This is a genomic window from Chelatococcus sp. KU-N122, assembly GCF_055391085.1.
Genome location: NZ_AP043981.1, coordinates 5,912,448 through 5,928,823, shown reverse-complemented (window position 1 = coordinate 5,928,823; position 16,376 = coordinate 5,912,448). Strand labels below are relative to the sequence as shown.

Sequence of the window (16,376 nt, the reverse complement as noted above, 5' to 3'; positions counted from 1 at the left end):
GCCGCAAAATGCTGCGGCGCCCGCCGTCGAGTCGAGGTGGCCCGCAGCTTACCCACCTGGCGATGCCATTCGCCACTTCAGCAACCTGCAGTCAATCTACCATTTACAATTATTCTAGTTTTTATTCGAAGATACGCCCACCGTCACCTCTGACTCTTCAATATAAATCGACATACGCTTGAATGTATCAATTCTAAATTTAAAACAATTTTCACAGTACACTTGACTGTGCGCCGACTCTTGTATGAGTCCGTCAAATTACGGCAACAATACAGGGGATCTGGCGGTGAATTACGCGAAGCGCTCGGCCTTAGGCATCGGCGTGTTGGCACTGGCGTTCGGCGCAGCGGATACGCGCGCCGAAGAGACGGACCCGCGGCGCCCGGCTGCGCCCGTCACGGCGACCGCGCCGCCGCCCCAGCCGAGCGCGCCGGGCGAGATCGAGCTCGACACCATCTCGGTCACCGCCACCCGGCAGCCGACGCAGATCCTCGACGTGCCCGGCACCGTCACCGTGACAACCCGCAAGCAGCTCGACGAGCACATCGTTCGCGACAACCAGGAGCTGGTGCGCTACCAGCCCGGCATCACCGTCGACCGCCAGACCTCGGGCACCGACCCGTTCGGCAATCTGGGCAGCTTCACCATCCGCGGTGTCGGCGGCAACCGCGTGCAGATCCAGGTCGACGGCACCCGCATCCAGGAGCGCATCACCGACGGCAACCGCAATTTCACCGACTTCCCCGGGGTCAAGGCGGTGGAGATCGTGCGTGGCCCGGGCTCGGTGCTGTGGGGCGCCGACGCGCTCGGCGGCATCGTGGCCTACCGCACGCTGGACCCGAGCGACCTGCTGCTGGGCACCGGCAAGCCGTTCGCCGGGCGCGTCGAGACCTCGTTCGACACCTTCGACAACTCCTTCAGCAAGACCGCCATGGCGGCGGCGCAGTTCACGCCCGAGCTGCAAGGCATCGTCGTCGTCAACCAGAAGAGCTTCAACGAAGGCGATCTCGGCAAGGCGCGCGCCAACGGCGGTATCTGGGGATGTCCCCGCGTGGCCGATGCGATCCGCTGCGACAAGCTCAATCCGCTCGACGGCAACGTCTGGAACATGCTGACGAAGCTCGTCTACACCCCGTCCGCCGACCACGAGCTGAAGCTCACCGGCGAGCTCTTCAGCTCCAACAGCGACATCGTCCAGCTCTATGATTTCGGCCGCCAGAGGAACGGCTCCTACAACGCCGAGTATCCGCGCAATCAGGAGCAGACCCGCAAGCGGCTGTCGTTCGCCCACAATTGGAACGTCGGCTCGAGCTTCCTCGACAACGTGCGCTGGCAGGTCGCCTATTCGCCGCAGCGGCGCGCGCTGAACAGCGACCGCTGGCAGACCAACACCAGCCGGCAGAACATCCACACCAACGACATCCTCGACTACACCGAGGAGTTCCTGCAGGCCGACGTGCAGCTGTCGTCGCACTTCGACCTGGCCGGCGCCCGGCACAACCTGACCTACGGCTTCCAGGGCGACACGACGGATACCGACTACTTCCGGCAAAGCATCGTGGACAACCTGACGCGCAAGACGACCACCGTCACGCGGGCCGGCGGCTTCAACTTCGCCAATTCGACGACGACGCGCGCCGACCTCTACCTGCAGGACGAGATCCGCATGTTCAACGACCGGCTGATCGTCACGCCGGGCGTGCGCTGGGCCAACTACAACATCGATCCCAGGCCCGACAGCGACTACGTCGTCGTGCCGGGGCGGGCGCCGCGGGAGCTGGAATCGAGCCGCGTGATCCCGCAGGTCGGCGCCATCTATAAGCTGACCGACGTGTACTCGCTCTATGCCCGCTATGCCGAGGGCTTCAAGATGCCGACGGCGCAGCAGCTCTACTCGTCGCTGCCGGTCCCCGGCCAGACGATCATCCCCAACCCGAACTTGAAGCCCGAGACGGTGCGGTCCTACGAAGGCGGCGTGCGCGGCAACTTCGGCAACGCCTGGTTCTCAGTGGGCGCATTCTATGCGGATTACACCGATTTCATCCAGAACTTCTACGAAATAGAGCCCGACGTCTATACGTATCGCAATCTGACGTCGGTGAAGATCTGGGGCATCGAGGCCTTCGGCGAGTACATCATCAACGAGAACTGGGCGGTGAACGCGGCGCTCTCCTACCAGTACGGCAAGCAGCAGTATGAAGCGGGCGAGCGCTACGTGCCCTACGACGGCGCGGCCCCGCTCAACGGCGTCGTCGGCGTCAAGTGGATGAAGCCGGAGTGGGGCCTGGAGGTCGAGGTGCTGGGAACGGCGGCCCAAGGCGTGACGCGCGTGAGCTCGCCGACGCTGTTCAAGCCGGCCTCCTACGCGACGCTCGACTCGTTCGTGAACTGGAAGATCAACGACACCTTCACCGTGCGCGCCGGCGTCCTCAACATCTTCGATGCCCGCTACTTCAAGGGCCCGCTGGCGCTTCTGTACGACCGGACACCAGCGGAATCGGTGCGCATCAGCAATCCGCTGGAGCTGCAGACCGCGCCCGGCCGCACTTTCAAGATCAGCGCCGTGGCCAACTTCTAGTAGCTATGCACAAAGCTTTGTTTCTTGTGATGGATGGCCGGGTCAAGCCCGGCCATGACGCTGTTGGAATGGAAAGACCTTTACCTCCAACGCCTTGGCCGGGCTCGACCCGGCCATCCATCCACTCCGCTCCATTCAGTTCATAGGGCCCAGATCGTGACCGAAACCACGTCCTCCTCGCTCCGCTCGACGGTGGCGGCCGAACCTGCGGAGGTGCTGGCGCGCCTGCCGAAGATGGGGCCGGTCATGCTGACCGTCCGCCATGGCGGCGCCACCCACGAGCGCATCGGCCCGGTCGACGAGGTGACGCGCGACGGCGGCGTCGTCACGTGCCGGGGCGCCTGCCACGACGCCCGCATCGGCGCCGCCGCCATTGCCTCCGTGGTCGTCGACCGCAGCGGCCGCATGCGCGACATGGCGCTGCCGCGCCTCGACTTTCACGACGCCGACGGTTCCATCGTCTTCAGCGTCATCGGCATGGCCGGCCTCGCGCCGTTCGATGCCGGCATCGGCGATCTGGCGCTGGGCGAGCCCCTGCCCGAACAGCCGCGCCCGGTACCCGAGCGAGCCGAAGTGGCCGAGGACGATCCCGGCATCGGCCCCTTCGCGGCGGCCGTGGCGAGCGGCGGGCCGGTGACCATCGAGATGGTGCGCCCCGGCCTGATCCAGGCGTGGTGCGGCACGGTCGAGACGGTGAAGCCGTCGATGGGCTTCATCAACGTCATGCGGCAGGACTTCCATCTGCACCTCAAGGGCGGTGCCGTCGCCCGTTGGCGTAAAGAGGAGTCGGGAGGCGAGACCATCCTCGCCGCGCAAAATATAGCCGGCGAACTATTAGGGCTCCGCATCCACGCTGCGATCCACGTCCTGGCGGCGTTCTCGGCATGAGCGACGCCGGCATGCCAGCCACGACGATCCCGCATCCGCGCGCCACCTGGCTCGATCCGACCGCGGGCGCGCTACGCCCGCAAGCGGACATCCTGCGCGACATGGCCGCCCAGCAGGTGGTGCTGCTGGGGGAGACCCACGACATCGCCGAGATCCATCGCTGGCAGATGCATGTAACGGCCTTCCTGCACGTGCTGCGGCCGCGGATGGCGGTCGGCTTCGAGATGTTCCCGCGGCGCCTGCAGCCGGTGCTGGACCGATGGGTCGCCGGCGAGCTCGATACGGCCGACTTCCTCGTGCAGTCGGAATGGGACACGGTCTGGGGCTTTCCGCCCGAGATCTACCTGCCGCTGTTCCACTTCTGCCGGCAGCAGGGCGTGCGCATGCTGGCCCTCAATTGCCATCGGCCGCTGGTGACGCGCGTCGGTGTCGAAGGCTGGGACGCCATCCCGGAGGAGGACCGCGACGGCCTGACCCCGGCCGCCCCGGCGACAGCCGCCTATCGCCGCTACCTGTTCGGCCTGGGCGGCGCCGTGCCGGCGCGCTTCGGCACAGGGCCGGACGATCCGGCGTTCGCGCGCTTCTGGCGGGCGCAGCAGTGCTGGGACCGGGCCTTTGCCTGCAACATCGCGCGAGCGCTCGCGACGGATCCATCGCTGCTGGTCGTCGGCATCATCGGCCGAGGCCATCTCGAGTTCGGCCACGGCACGCCCTACCAGCTCGCCGATCTCGGCATCGCCAAGGTTGGCGTGCTGCTGCCGAACGACCGGGCCACGGTCGAGCCGGAGCAGGTCCGCGGCATCGCCGACGCGCTGTTCAGGATCGACAGCCCCGAGCCGCCGGCGGTGCGGCGCAAGCGCGACCTGCCCGCCGCGGCAGCCCCATGAAGGCGCTCGCCGCGCGCCTCTGGCGTCTGTTCGTGCTCTGCGTCAAGGGGCCGGGCGGACGCCTCGGCCTCGTCTATTTCGCCGCGATCCTGGCGCTCAACATCCTGGGCATCCAGATCACGCTGCGGCTGATCGCCTGGAACGCCGACTTCTACAACGCGCTGCAGAAGCTGGACGCCCGCGAAGCCGTGCGCCAGATGGGCATCTTCGCCGTCATCGTCGGCGTCAACTCGGCGCAGTTTCTGCTCGCCAGCTACATCCGCAAGCTGTTGCAGATCCGCTGGCGGCACGCGCTGACCAGCGTGATGCTCGACCGCTGGCTTGCCGACAAGGCGTTCTGGCACCTGAACTATGACGATGCCGCCACCGTCGACAACCCGGACCAGCGCATTGCCGAGGATTGCCGGCTCTACGTCAACCTGCTCACCGGCGAGGCCTTGGAGCTGATCGCCACGCTGGTGGGGCTCTTCTCCTACGTCGCGCTGCTCTGGCAGCTGTCGTCGTTCCCACTGGCCTTCAGCCTGTTCGGCATGCCGGTCGAGATCCCGCGCTACATGGTCTGGGCGGCGCCCATCTACGTCGCCCTGTCGAGCGGGGTCACGCACCTTCTCGGCGCGCGGCTGATGCGCCTCACCGTCGACCAGCAGCATCGCGAGGCGGACTTCCGCTTTGCGCTGACCCGCCTGCGGCAATCCACCGAAGCCGTCGGCCTGGCTGACGGCGAGGCGGTCGAGCGCGGCATCCTCGACCGCCGCTTCGGCGGCATCGTCGCCAACTGGCGGCGGCTGATCAACCAGGAGCTGCTGCTCGGCTGCTTCACCCGCCCCTACATGGCGACGGTGTTGCGGATCCCGACCTTCCTGGCGCTGCCTGCCTATCTCGCCGGGCAGGTCACGCTCGGTGGCCTCATGCAGCTCGGCTCCGCCTTCCAGAACGTGGTGACGTCGCTGTCGTGGTTCATCTTTTCCTACCGCGACCTGGCCGAGCTGGCGGCCGCCAGTCGCCGCCTCGACGGCTTCCTCGATCGCATCGAGGCGATCAGGGGCCGGACACCTACGATCGAGCGGCGACCGTCCGCCGACGGCGCATTGCGCCTGTCCGGCCTGACGTTGCACGACCCGGCAGGGCGCGAGCTGGCGAAGGCGCCCCCGCTCGTCGTCGTCGGCAAGGGCCAGGCGGTATGGCTGCGTGGCCCCTCCGGGGCAGGCAAATCCACCACGCTCAAGGCCGTCGCCGGCCTCTGGCGCACCGGCGGCGGCACCATCGAGATGCCGGGCGGCTCGCGCATGTTCCTGCCCCAGCAGCCCTATATGCCGCTGGCCGACCTCCGCGCCGCCGTGCTCTATCCGCGCCCGGCCGAGGGCGCGACCCTGGCCGATGCAGAGCGCCTGCTGGCGTGCGTCGGCCTTGCCCCGCGCGCCAGCCCGATCGCCACGCCTGGCGACGATCCGGAGCAGCAGCTGCGCGGCCTGTCCGGCGGCGAGCAGCAGCGCGTGGCGCTGGCCCGTGTGCTGGCGAACCGTCCGGACTGGGTGTTCATGGACGAGGCGACCAGCGCCCTCGACCAGGCGGCGGAGGAGCAGTTGCTGGCGCTGCTGCGCCGCGAGCTGCCGCACACGACCTTCGTCGTCGTGGCGCACCGGGAGCCCCGCGGCCTCGGGCCGCTCGCGTTCGTGGACTTCGTCGTGATGCCGGCCGCCGCCGGCCGTGAGCAGGCGATGGCGGCTCGCGCAGGCTGACGCGGCGAAGAGCGCCCTGCCCTCAGCTGAAGCCGAGCCGGCCGATGCTCGGCAGCTTGATCGCCGGCCGCCGCACGTCGACGCCGGCCACGGCGCCGAGCAGGTTCAGCTCCAGCCCCTCGACCCAACCGAGCGTCAGCCCGAGATAGCCGCCCAGGCTGACGCGCACGCCGGTGCCGGACGGCGTCAGCCCGATATGCCGGCCGTCGTAGGGGAAATCCTTGCCGATGGCCGTCGGCGGCAGGCTCGCCTGCATCTCCGGCACCGCGCTCATCACCGCGGCGACGAAGGTGTTGGAGTTGGGCCCGGGCCACACCCGGTAGTCGCCCGGGTTGCGATAGGGGTAGCCGGCGATGACGGAGCGGATCGTGGCGATCATGCGTTGGGCAGCCTCGCCGTCCGCCGCGAACACCAGCTCCGGTTCGTTGCCGAACCAGCGGCCGTCCGGAGCGAAGCGATCGACCCAGATCGGCGTGCCCCAGGCCGTGTAATCGAAGCGCTGGTAAGCCGGGGCGCCCTGCTCCTTCACCACGATCCAGCTGTGGGTGGCGAGGATGCCGCGCCAGCTCACCGTACGCGCCGAGAAGATGCGGACGGCGGCGGCGGGGTGCAGCGACGCCGGCGCCAACAACCCCGTGCTGGAGCGGTCGGCGGTGCGCCAATCGGCGATCTTGTTGGTGCGAAGATAGATGGCGGCCGAGACAGCCACCGGCACGATGTAGAGGGCGAGGAACGCAGCGAGAGCGAGCTTGATCAACGGTCCATCCGGGGCACGAGGCCGCCGAGATGTAGGTTGCGCGCGGCCGCGTTGCGAGCAGCCGAGCCGCGCGATGGAGCGACGAGCGGCCCGGCGCCGTCAGCCGGCGGCCTTCGCCGCCTTCCGCAGCGCCGCCCAGCGGCCGCTGGTCTGCGGCTTGACGAACAGCGCGATGATGTCGGGCTGCTCGCGCCGCAAGCGGCTCTCGATGCGCTCGACGCAGGCCTCGATCTCCGGTGCCGTCAGCCGATCCTCGAATTCCACGCTGAGCGCGCAGAGGATCTGGTCGGGTGACAGATGCACGGTCACCACGCCGTTGGCGTGCTGCACCGCCGGATCGCTGCCGGCGATGGCGAGGATGGCCGCCTGGACGTCGGGGAAGGCCGGCTCGCCGATCAGCAGGGCCTTGCTCTCGCGCGCCAGCATGACCGCCGTCGTGGCCAGGATGGCGGCGATGCCGAGGGACGCCACCCCGTCGAGCTCGGGGATGCCGAGGAGATGGGCGGCGGAAATGCCGACGCAGGCGACGGCCAGCCCGAGCAGCGCGGCGCTGTCCTCGAACAGCACGGTGAACGTCGTCGGATCCTTGCTGCGGCGAAAGGCATCGAAATAGCTGAATCGACCCTTCTCGGCCTGGAACTGGCGCAGCGCCACCCGCCAGGTCATGGCCTCGAAGACGAAGGACAGGCCGAGCACGACATAGGTCACCGCGATGTTCTGCACCGGCTCGGGCCGCATGATGTGCGCCACGCCCTCGTAGAAGGCGACGCCCGCGCCTACCGCAAACACCAGCAAGGCGACGATGAAGCTCCAGAAGTAGAGCTCGCGCCCATAGCCCAGCGGATGCACGTTGTCCGGCGGGCGCGTTGCGCGCCGCAGCCCGTGCAGCAGCAGCAGCTCGTTGCCGGTGTCGACCAGCGAATGCACGCCCTCGCTCAGCATGGCCGAGCTGCCGGTGAAGCCGGCCGCAATGAATTTGACGACCGCCACGGCCAGATTGCCGAACAGCGCGGCGTAGATCGCCCGCCGCGATCCCGTATGCGCGGCCATGTCCCACCTCGCCTGCAACGGAGGCTATCGTACCGGATCGTCTCGCCGGTGCCACGCCGTTGCGAATGAGCACCAGCAGCGTCGGGGGCACCGCCGGCCGGCGCGATCATCCGTGACGCCCGCGCTTTGACAGGCGCGCCGCGGCACATGCTACCGTGGCGCAAACCGCGTTCGGCGAAGCGGCGCGGCAAATGGGGAGGAGACTGTGACCGGATTGGTCAGCTACGAGCGGCGGGGACCGCTGGGCCTCATTCGGCTGGAACGGCCGGACGCCCTCAACGCCCTGACGCACGATATGATCGCCGATGTAGAGGTGTTTGCCCGCGCGGCCGAGCGCGACGCCGACGTCATCGCCATCTGCGTCACCGGCGCGGGCCGCGGCTTCTGCGCCGGCCTCGACATCGGCGTGCTCGCGGCGCAGGCGGGCGAGGACGGGGTGCCGACGCTGGAGGAAGGCACGCCGCGCCCTGCCCTGTTCAGCTTCCTGCTCGACATCTCCAAGCCCGTGATCGCCGCCATCAACGGTGTCGGCGCCGGCGGCGGCTTCGTGCTGGCGATGATGTGCGATCTCCGCTTCATGGCCGAGGACGCCACGCTGACGACCGTGTTCTCGCGGCGCGGCCTGATCGCCGAGCACGGCACCTCGTGGCTGCTGCCGCGCATCGTCGGGCTCAGCCGCGCCCTCGACCTGCTGTGGAGCTCGCGGCGGATCGATGCGGCCGAAGCCTATCGTCTCGGTTTCGCCGATCGGGTGGTCCCCGCGGACCGGCTGCTGGATGCCGTCGAAGCCTACGTCTCTGAGCTGGCCGCCACCGTGTCGCCGCGGGCGCTCGCGGTGATGAAGGCGCAGGTGCACCGCGATGTCGGCCGCCCCTTCGCCGAATCCGTGGCCGAGACCCACCATCACATGATCGCGGCCCTGCGCAGCCCCGACGCGGCCGAGGGCGCCCGGTCGTTCGTCGAGCGACGGGCGCCGCGCTTCGCCACCTGGACGGGAGAAGACGAATGACTGTGGACCGCCAGACCGTCATCGTCGAGCGCAAGGATGCCGTCGCGACCGTCCGCCTCAACCGGCCGGAGCATCGCAACGGCATCACCGCGGCCATGATGACCGACCTCTACGGCGCGCTGCGCGAACTCGCCGACGACGAGGCCGTACGCGTCGTGGTGCTGCGCGGCGCCGGCGCCGACTTCTGTCCGGGCGCCGACATCAAGCACTACGCGTCGGGGGCAGCCGGCTCCGGGCGCAGCAACCCAAGAGAATTCGAGATCCCGGTGCTGCTGCACGAGATGCCGGCAGTGACCATCGCCGCCGTGAGCGGCGCGTGCGCCGGCGCCGGGCTCGGCTGGGCTTGTGCCTGCGACCTGCGTATCGCCTCGGAGACGGCGCGCTTCAACAGCGCCTTCCTCGATGTGGGCGTCGCCGGCGACATGGGCGGCCCGTGGACGCTGCAGCGCATCGTCGGCGCGGCCAAGGCACGCGAGCTCTACTTCCTGCCCGGCAAGTTCGATGCAGCCGAGGCGCTGCGCATTGGCCTCGTGGCGCGGGTGTCGCCGGCCGACAGGTTCGACGCCGACGTCACGGCGCTGGCCGAGCGGCTCGGACGGGCCGCACCGCTGGCCATTCGTGCGATGAAGGCGAACTTCCTGGCCGCCGAGGCCATGGGTTTCCGCGACTACATCGCCATGGAGACGGAGAAGCACGGCCGCCTGTTCCAGAGCGACGACACCAAGGAGGCGTTCCGCGCCTTCGTGGAAAAGCGGCCTGCTGTGTTCAAGGGCCGCTGACTGGACGCGGGCCGCCCGCCGCGGAGCGCGCCCTGCCTATGCGGACGGCACCGTGGCCGCCTGCGGCAACATCACCAGCCCGTCCGGCCGCTTCACCTCGATCTCGATGAAGGCGATCGGGTGCGGCGAGCCGTTCATCACGTCATGGCGGACGCCGGCTGGCCGCGCGTAGGCCTGACCGGCGGCCAGCGGAACCTCCGTGACCTTGCTGCCGTCGTGCATGCGCAGCGTGCCGGCAACGAGCATCACGACGAAGTAGGGCCAGCCATGCTCGTGCCAGCCGGTGACGGCGCCGGGCTCGAAGTCCCATCGGGTGATGCGCGTGACGCTGTCGTCCTGCTGGACGGTCGGAACGGCAGGCAGGTCGCAGACGAATGCCATGGAAGCTCCTTTGGTTCGGCCTCGGCGTGACGAGACTCAGCGGAACAGGGCGCTGCGGGCCAGCTCCACCAGCTCGTCGCCCCGCCCGTTGAGCAGCGCCCGCGCGGCGTAGAGGCTGAAGCCCTTGGCCTGCTCCGCCTTGATCGCCGGAGGCATGACCAGCTCCATCTTGTCGGTGACCACGTCGACCAACGCCGGCCCCGGCGCGGCGAACGCCTCCGCGAGGGCCGGCTTGAGGTCGGCTGGATCCTCGACGCGGATGCCGGTGATGCCGATGGCCCGCGCCATGGCGGCGAAATCCGGATTCTGGAGGTCGGTGCCGACGTTGAGGAAGCCCGCGGCCTTCATCTCCATGTCGACGAAGCCGAGCAGGCCGTTGTTGAAGATGACGATCTTCACCGGCAGATCGAGCTGGCGAAGCGAAATGACGTCGCCCATCAGCATGGTGAAGCCGCCATCGCCGCAGAGCGACACGATCTGCCGCCCGGGAAAGGCCGCCTGGGCGCCGAGCGCCTGCGGCATGGCGTTGGCCATCGAGCCGTGCAGCAGCGAGCCGATCAGCTTGCGGCCGCCTGCCATGCCGATGTAGCGCGCCGCCCAGACGGTGGTCTCGCCGACATCGACGGTGAACACCGCGTCGGACGCCGCGACCTCGTCGACCACCTTGGCCAGATACTGCGGGTGGATCGGGGTGCGGCCGGGCGTGCCCGTGGCGAGATCGTCGAGGCCCTTGCGGGCGGCGCGATAATGCGCCTGCGCCTTGTCCAGGAAGCGGCGGTCGGCACGCGGGCCGAGCTTGGGCAGCAGCGCCGCCAGCGTCGCCTTGACATCGCCGACCAGCCCGACGTCGAGCCGGGCGCGGCGTCCGAGGTTCTCGGGGCGGATATCGATCTGCGCCACCTTGGCCCCGGTCGGATAGAACTGCCGATACGGGAAATCGGTGCCGAGCATGATCAGCAGGTCCGCATCCAGCATGGCGTGGTAGCCGGATGCGAAGCCGATGAAGCCGGTCATGCCGACGTCGAACGAGTTGTCGTGCTCCAGGATGTCCTTGCCGCGCAGCGTGTGCACGATCGGCGCCTTCAGCGCGCCGGCCAGCGCCAGCACCTCGTCGCGGGCGCCGGCACAACCCGCCCCGCACAGGAGCGTGATGCGCTCGGCCGCGCCGACGAGCGCGACGAGACGGTCGAGCTCGCCGGCCGCGGGAACGACGACCGGCGGCGCGATCGGCGCCCACGGCCGTTGATGGCCCGCATCGGCCGGCTGGAGCGCCACGTCGCCGGGCAGCACGACGACGGCCACGCCCTGCTTCTGGATCGCCGTCCGCAGGGCGATGTCGAGCACCCGCGGGATCTGCGTGGGGCTCGAGACCAGCTCGCAGTAGTGGCTGCACTCGCGGAAGAGCTCGGTGGGATGGGTCTCCTGAAAATAGGACCCTCCGATCTCGGGGCTCGGAATGTGGGCGGCGATCGCCAGGACCGGGGTGCGCGTGCGATGGCAATCGTAGAGCCCGTTGATCAGGTGCAGGTTGCCGGGCCCGCAGCTGCCGGCGCAGACCGCCAGCTTGCCGGTGAGCTGCGCCTCGGCTCCGGCGGCGAACGCCGCCACCTCCTCGTGGCGCACATGCATCCAGCGCACCGGGGTGGTCCGCAGCGCGTCGGTGATGCCGTTGAGGGAATCCCCCACCACACCCCAGACCCGCTCGACGCCCGCGTCGGCGAACGTACGAGCGATCACATCGGCGACACGGACTGCCATGGCGAAGCTCCTTCGAGGCGATTGCCGCCGGCCAGTCTCCTATGTTCCCGGTCAAGGGTGAAGACATGATCGTGGAGCCCGCTTTTCGCGGGGAGCCGTCACAGTCGATCGAGCTGCACGGAGGGCGAGAGAGACGACAGTCGATCGGGTTCCTATCTGCGGTCGTGCTTGTCGCGCACGAAACAGAAGCCCTCGAGCTCCGTCATGGCCCGCTCGGGGTGGAAGGGGATGTCGATGGTCAGTTCCGGAACCACCCATCGGTCCAGCTCCCGATAGCCATGACGCTCGAAGTAATCGAGGAACTTTTGTCGATTGAAGAGCCGGTACGGCGAAGCCGACGACACGTAATTCTGCGCGGTCCACACATCGTCACCATCGATCAGCGGGACCTTGTTGATCAGGATGGCGTCATATGATCCACCGACGGCTTCCACAATGCCGGGGCCTCGTTCGCCGAGCGGATCCGGCATGTACTGCAGGCAGCCGAGGGCGAGCAGGATATCGGCGGGCGGCGCCGCCTCGAGGTCCGTCCCGAAGCTGATCTTGGACGACTTCAAGGCCTTATGGCGCTCGTCACCGCGCTTCACCACCTCCGGCATGTCGACGACGTGCCAGCGCGCCAGGCGGTCGAGCAAGCCATACCGCGTGCACAGCTCGTAAAACCCGCCCCCTGCGCCGCCGAGATCGGTGACCGCGCTGCGCGGGCGCAAGAGCTTGGTCAACCAGAGCATGACGGCGAACTGCGAGGTCTGGAGAACCTTGGGCGGCGGCTCGGAAGCGGCAGGCTTGTTCCTCTCGACCAGAACCTTCGCCAAAGCCGCGTCGTCCCAGCCGACCTTGCCGAAGCCGGCGACGAAGGCCTCCGCCTCGCCGCGGCTGCCGAATACGCCGTACAACAGGTTCATGCGTCGAGACCAGACCCTCTTGGCGTACAGTTCTGGAATCAAAGGCACATGCCGAAGCCATGCGCCGACAGGACTGTAGCATAGGAGCGTCTTGATCAGCTTGCTCATCAGATTAATCTCATATTCGTGCGATGCGGCCGAACAGGTCAGCCTGGATGAGACGGGCCGGATGGTGATACGCATCGTTCGCGCGACGCGATGATGTGCGCCCGAGCACGGCACTAGCGAAGTTCGGCCAAGGCGAAGGCGAGGTGGGAATAGGTCCGCACGTCCACGGGCGAGACAGCCGGCAAATGGACTGCATTCTCCGGCGCGATCCAGGCGTCTACGGGCCGAGATCCAGGGCCATGGCTCAGACGAAAAGCAGCTTCGGAGGACGATCGAGACCGTGGGCGGCGGCCGTTGGCGCGACCCGGCCTTCGGGCCAGCTCACGCGGCTGGACAGCGGCTGCGAGAGATCGATGGTTTGCGAAGGAAGCCCAAAGGCGACGTGCACATGGTCGCTCGGGTCGTCATGGTCGCTCATGGCAGCGTCGCCGGCGTGATCGCGGTCGCGGTCCTGCCCGTGATCATAGCCGACCTCACCTGAAAGGTCGGCTTGCTCCACGACCGAATGGCCCCCTGTGGGAAACGTCGGCAACGTCGATGGCGCGGCCAGCGCCAGAGCCAACGACAACGCGACGATAAAGCTGCGAAAGGCGAGCACGATTGCGAGGGCTTCTGCTGCGAGCGGGTAGCGGATCCTGGCCGTTCCCACTGGCTAAGACGCGGGAGCCTGACGAGAAGCTACCGCATGCGTCCGACCGAGCAATTCGTCCAATCGGGGGCCGCAGCGGCGCGGACGGCACGCGCTGCTCCCCCAAACGACGTAGAGCCGACGTCCGGCCAGAAGCTCGTCCAGGAGAGCGGCGCGCTCGCGCGGCTTGCCGCGCTGCGGCGACAGGAGGGCTAGCTGCGTAACGCCAAAGCGACACCCGAGAGCGTAAGCGCCAGCGCCACCGCGCCCCTGAGGCCGACCGGCTCGCCGATCATGAGGGCCGCGCTGAGCACGCCGATCAGCGGCACCACCAGCATGCCGATAGCAGCCGTCGCAGCGGGCAGATGCCGCAGCGTCGCGAACCACGCGAGATAGCAGACGCCCATGGCCACGAAGGTCATGTAGATCTGCGCGAGCCACCCGGTCGCGGTCATGGCGCCGATGCGCTCGTGCTCGAAGACCAGGCCGATGATCAGCATGGGCAGGCAGCCCAGCCCCACCTGCCAGGCAACCAGCGCGGTCGGGCCGATGGCCGGCGGCTTGCGATTGAGGACAGCGCCCAGCGCAAACAGGACGGCAGCGGCGAGCGCCAGGACTACGCCGAGAAGCTTGGCGCTGCCGACGCCGAGGTCGTCGCCGCCGAGCAGCACCATGAGGCCGGCAAGCCCCAAGGCGAGCGCCGTGATGCCGCGCAGCGTCGGACGTGTCCCCAGCACCGGCCAGGACAGCAGTGTCACCCAGATCGGCATCGTATAGCAGAGCAGCGCCCCCTCGCTGACGCTGAGCCATTGCATCGCAACCGACGGGAAGCCCATCCACGCGAACACGTTGGTGAACGCGCCGATCAGCAGTGGCACGGTCGCCGCTCGCGGCACGCGGAGCCGCTCGCCGCGCAGGTGCGCGACCGAAGCGAGCAGCAGGGCTGCCGTCAAGCCAGCGAGGCCGCGGGAGAACAGCGGCGGCCATTCGCGCAGCACCAGCTTCAGCATCGGCCAGTTCATGCCCCAGCCGACGGCCGTAACCGCCAGGCAGGCGATGCCGATCCACCTGCTGCGGCGAGACGCGGCGACGAAGCCGGCTCTCAGCCGGGGTGCCTCGTTCATGTCCGCGCCCCGCTAAGCCGAGCCGCCCACCACCTCGATGCCTCGACTCAGGAAGATCGGCGACCTGGCGAGGTCGATGAAGGTCTTTTCGTCGGCGAGCAGCTCGGCTCCGGCCTTGACCGACTCCGGGCTGCGATGGGTGAAATCCGCCATCGAGTCCCACCAGAGCTCGGCGACGCCGTCGAACTCCTCCGGTGCGCCGCGGGAGGTGCGCAGCCAAGGCGCCTCCGACTCGGCGACGGTGTGGCTCTGCACATAGGGCCGGATGCGCAGGATCTCGGCGCGCGCGCGAACTAGCGGCGCATGATGCTCACGCCAGTAGCGCTGGAATTCCTCGCGGCTCAGATGCGGCAGGCGCACGAGACAGAACGTCAGCTTGATCACGCACCTCTCCCATCAGGAGCACGACGCCACTTCAGGCGGCGGCGCGCCGCCTGATCGGGGGCCCGCTTAGCACACGGCGAACGGCTCAGTCAGTCCAGCGCGATCTGGTGACCCATGATCCAGTCGTCGTTCTCGTAGCGTGAGAGGGCGAAGGACTTGAGGGGCGCATAATCCTCCGGCGTCGTCGTGTAGGTCACCCCCGGCAGGTTGATCGGCGCCGTCATGCCGCGCAGGTCGGTGGCCTGCTTGAGCAGGTTGGCGCGGGTGAGGTCGTCCTTGCACTTGTCCAGGATCTGCACCATCAGCTTGGCCGTGGAATAGCCGGCGAAGCCGACGTTGTCGGTCGAGTCGACATTGGGCAGGTACTCGCGCAGCAGGCTCAGGTAGTCCTTGACCTCCGGGTCATCGGCCCATTTGGGGCTGCTGATGCTGCGGACCGAGCGTAGCGCCAGCACGCCGTTGGCGCTCTCCTGGCCGGCCGGACGCAGCAGCGAAATGGTGGCCGAGCCGCTGAGCAGATATTGGTCCGCGGCCCAGCCGATCTCGCGCGCCTTGCGCACGCTCTGCGAGACGAACTTGCCCACGGTGAGGTTGAGGAAGACATCGGCGCCCGAGGCGGCGAGCTTCACCACCTGCGAATCCGACGTCGGATCGGCAACCTCATACGTCGCCTCGGCGACGATCATGCCCTTGTGCTTGGGGCCGAGCTCGGCCTTGAACGCGGTCACATAATCGCGCCCGAGCTCGTCGACCTGATGCAGGATGGCGATCTTGGCCGCCGGCTTGCTGGCGATCAGGTGGCGGGCCAGCACCCGCGCCTCGGTGGCGTAGAGTGCCGAGCCCGGCGTCGTCCACGGGAACTCCTGCGGGTTGTTGAACCGGCTGGCGCCGCTGCCGACGAGCAGCTGCGGCACCCCGCGGGCGTTCATGTACTTCTGCACGGCCCCCTGCGGCGCCGTCCCGACCGAGGAGAACGTCGCCAGCACCTGCTCGCTTTCCACCAGGCGCCGCGTCGCCTCGACCGTCTTGGGCGGGCTGTAGCCGTCGTCGAGCGAGATCAGGGTGATCCTGCGGCCGTTGAGGCCGCCCTGCTTGTTGAGCCGCTCGAAGTAAGCGGCATGGACCCGGCCGACGACGCCGGCATAGGAGGCGGGACCGCTGTAGGGCACGGTCTGGCCGAGCTTGATCTCCGTATCGCTGGCCCCGGGGTCGTAGGTGCCGGCGGCCCGGGCCGGCCCGGCCCACGACAGCCCGATCATTAAAGCCGACGTGCAGATGGCCATGCACCAGCGCGGCGCGAGCGCCGGAACGTGCGATTCGGTGGCCGAACTCGCCATGTTTTCCTCCCGATTGGACGGAACGGCTTCGACCCGGCGCACTTCGCACGCCGCTGCCGCTCTC

General features: G+C 68.4%; 15 protein-coding genes. 6 read left to right on the top strand and 9 right to left on the bottom strand.

Annotated features, from left to right (window positions below; genetic code table 11):
- Positions 1 to 286 precede the first annotated feature (286 nt).
- Genes ACZ5PO_RS26700 through ACZ5PO_RS26685 form a run of 4 tightly spaced genes read left to right on the top strand, consistent with a single transcriptional unit; the run spans position 287 to position 6,092 of the window.
- Entirely contained in the window at positions 287 to 2,578 is a 2,292-nt protein-coding gene (locus ACZ5PO_RS26700) for a TonB-dependent receptor domain-containing protein (protein WP_464185106.1), read from the top strand.
- 33 nt (positions 2,579 to 2,611) lie between these two features.
- Entirely contained in the window at positions 2,612 to 3,466 is an 855-nt protein-coding gene (locus ACZ5PO_RS26695) for a ChuX/HutX family heme-like substrate-binding protein (RefSeq protein WP_464185105.1), read from the top strand.
- Between the two features lie 11 nt (positions 3,467 to 3,477).
- Positions 3,478 to 4,353 (top strand): ChaN family lipoprotein, encoded by an 876-nt coding sequence (locus ACZ5PO_RS26690; RefSeq protein WP_464185104.1) that lies wholly within the window; start codon positions 3,478 to 3,480, stop codon positions 4,351 to 4,353.
- Positions 4,350 to 6,092, top strand: a complete 1,743-nt coding sequence (locus tag ACZ5PO_RS26685; protein ID WP_464185102.1) for an ABC transporter ATP-binding protein/permease — start codon at positions 4,350 to 4,352, stop codon at positions 6,090 to 6,092. The genes ACZ5PO_RS26690 and ACZ5PO_RS26685 overlap by 4 nt, the downstream gene beginning before the upstream one ends.
- 22 nt (positions 6,093 to 6,114) lie before the next feature.
- On the opposite strand, the gene ACZ5PO_RS26680 is transcribed toward ACZ5PO_RS26685, so the two are convergent.
- On the bottom strand, positions 6,115 to 6,849 hold the full coding sequence (locus ACZ5PO_RS26680; protein WP_464185100.1) for a DUF3750 domain-containing protein: 735 nt from the start codon (positions 6,847 to 6,849) through the stop codon (positions 6,115 to 6,117).
- Between the two features lie 99 nt (positions 6,850 to 6,948).
- Entirely contained in the window at positions 6,949 to 7,899 is a 951-nt protein-coding gene (locus ACZ5PO_RS26675) for a cation diffusion facilitator family transporter (protein ID WP_464185098.1), read from the bottom strand.
- Between the two features lie 205 nt (positions 7,900 to 8,104).
- Between ACZ5PO_RS26675 and ACZ5PO_RS26670 the strand changes: the two genes are divergently transcribed.
- On the top strand, positions 8,105 to 8,908 hold the full coding sequence (locus tag ACZ5PO_RS26670; RefSeq protein ID WP_464185096.1) for an enoyl-CoA hydratase-related protein: 804 nt from the start codon (positions 8,105 to 8,107) through the stop codon (positions 8,906 to 8,908).
- Positions 8,905 to 9,687, top strand: a complete 783-nt coding sequence (locus ACZ5PO_RS26665; RefSeq protein ID WP_464185095.1) for an enoyl-CoA hydratase/isomerase family protein — start codon at positions 8,905 to 8,907, stop codon at positions 9,685 to 9,687. Before ACZ5PO_RS26670 ends, ACZ5PO_RS26665 begins: the two co-directional genes overlap by 4 nt.
- A gap of 36 nt (positions 9,688 to 9,723) precedes the next feature.
- Here the strand turns inward: ACZ5PO_RS26665 and ACZ5PO_RS26660 are convergent, their stop codons facing one another.
- From ACZ5PO_RS26660 to ACZ5PO_RS26630, 7 genes are all read right to left on the bottom strand, one after another.
- On the bottom strand, positions 9,724 to 10,068 hold the full coding sequence (locus ACZ5PO_RS26660; RefSeq protein ID WP_464185094.1) for a cupin domain-containing protein: 345 nt from the start codon (positions 10,066 to 10,068) through the stop codon (positions 9,724 to 9,726).
- Between the two features lie 36 nt (positions 10,069 to 10,104).
- Positions 10,105 to 11,826, bottom strand: a complete 1,722-nt coding sequence (gene poxB, locus ACZ5PO_RS26655; RefSeq protein ID WP_464185093.1) for a ubiquinone-dependent pyruvate dehydrogenase — start codon at positions 11,824 to 11,826, stop codon at positions 10,105 to 10,107.
- A 152-nt stretch (positions 11,827 to 11,978) separates the two neighbouring features.
- Positions 11,979 to 12,839 (bottom strand): methyltransferase, TIGR04325 family, encoded by an 861-nt coding sequence (locus ACZ5PO_RS26650; protein WP_464185091.1) that lies wholly within the window; start codon positions 12,837 to 12,839, stop codon positions 11,979 to 11,981.
- A gap of 244 nt (positions 12,840 to 13,083) precedes the next feature.
- Entirely contained in the window at positions 13,084 to 13,437 is a 354-nt protein-coding gene (locus ACZ5PO_RS26645) for a hypothetical protein (RefSeq protein ID WP_464185090.1), read from the bottom strand.
- A gap of 242 nt (positions 13,438 to 13,679) precedes the next feature.
- Complete coding sequence (locus ACZ5PO_RS26640) at positions 13,680 to 14,591, bottom strand: DMT family transporter (protein ID WP_464185089.1); 912 nt, start codon at positions 14,589 to 14,591, stop codon at positions 13,680 to 13,682.
- A 12-nt stretch (positions 14,592 to 14,603) separates the two neighbouring features.
- Positions 14,604 to 14,975: an EthD domain-containing protein gene (locus tag ACZ5PO_RS26635; RefSeq protein ID WP_464185088.1), complete on the bottom strand. Its 372-nt coding sequence runs from the start codon at positions 14,973 to 14,975 to the stop codon at positions 14,604 to 14,606.
- Positions 14,976 to 15,064: 89 nt separating this feature from the next.
- Complete coding sequence (locus ACZ5PO_RS26630) at positions 15,065 to 16,312, bottom strand: ABC transporter substrate-binding protein (RefSeq protein WP_464185086.1); 1,248 nt, start codon at positions 16,310 to 16,312, stop codon at positions 15,065 to 15,067.
- Positions 16,313 to 16,376 lie beyond the last annotated feature (64 nt).

Coding starts and splice junctions, on each gene's coding strand:
- ACZ5PO_RS26695 (WP_464185105.1), top strand. CDS start 2,612: ATGGCCGGGTCAAGCCCGGCCATGACGCTGTTGGAATGGAAAGACCTT.
- ACZ5PO_RS26690 (WP_464185104.1), top strand. CDS start 3,478: ATGCCAGCCACGACGATCCCGCATCCGCGCGCCACCTGGCTCGATCCG.
- ACZ5PO_RS26685 (WP_464185102.1), top strand. CDS start 4,350: ATGAAGGCGCTCGCCGCGCGCCTCTGGCGTCTGTTCGTGCTCTGCGTC.
- ACZ5PO_RS26675 (WP_464185098.1), bottom strand. CDS start 7,899: ATGGCCGCGCATACGGGATCGCGGCGGGCGATCTACGCCGCGCTGTTC.
- ACZ5PO_RS26665 (WP_464185095.1), top strand. CDS start 8,905: ATGACTGTGGACCGCCAGACCGTCATCGTCGAGCGCAAGGATGCCGTC.
- ACZ5PO_RS26660 (WP_464185094.1), bottom strand. CDS start 10,068: ATGGCATTCGTCTGCGACCTGCCTGCCGTTCCGACCGTCCAGCAGGAC.
- poxB (WP_464185093.1), bottom strand. CDS start 11,826: ATGGCAGTCCGTGTCGCCGATGTGATCGCTCGTACGTTCGCCGACGCG.
- ACZ5PO_RS26650 (WP_464185091.1), bottom strand. CDS start 12,839: ATGAGCAAGCTGATCAAGACGCTCCTATGCTACAGTCCTGTCGGCGCA.
- ACZ5PO_RS26640 (WP_464185089.1), bottom strand. CDS start 14,591: ATGAACGAGGCACCCCGGCTGAGAGCCGGCTTCGTCGCCGCGTCTCGC.
- ACZ5PO_RS26630 (WP_464185086.1), bottom strand. CDS start 16,312: ATGGCGAGTTCGGCCACCGAATCGCACGTTCCGGCGCTCGCGCCGCGC.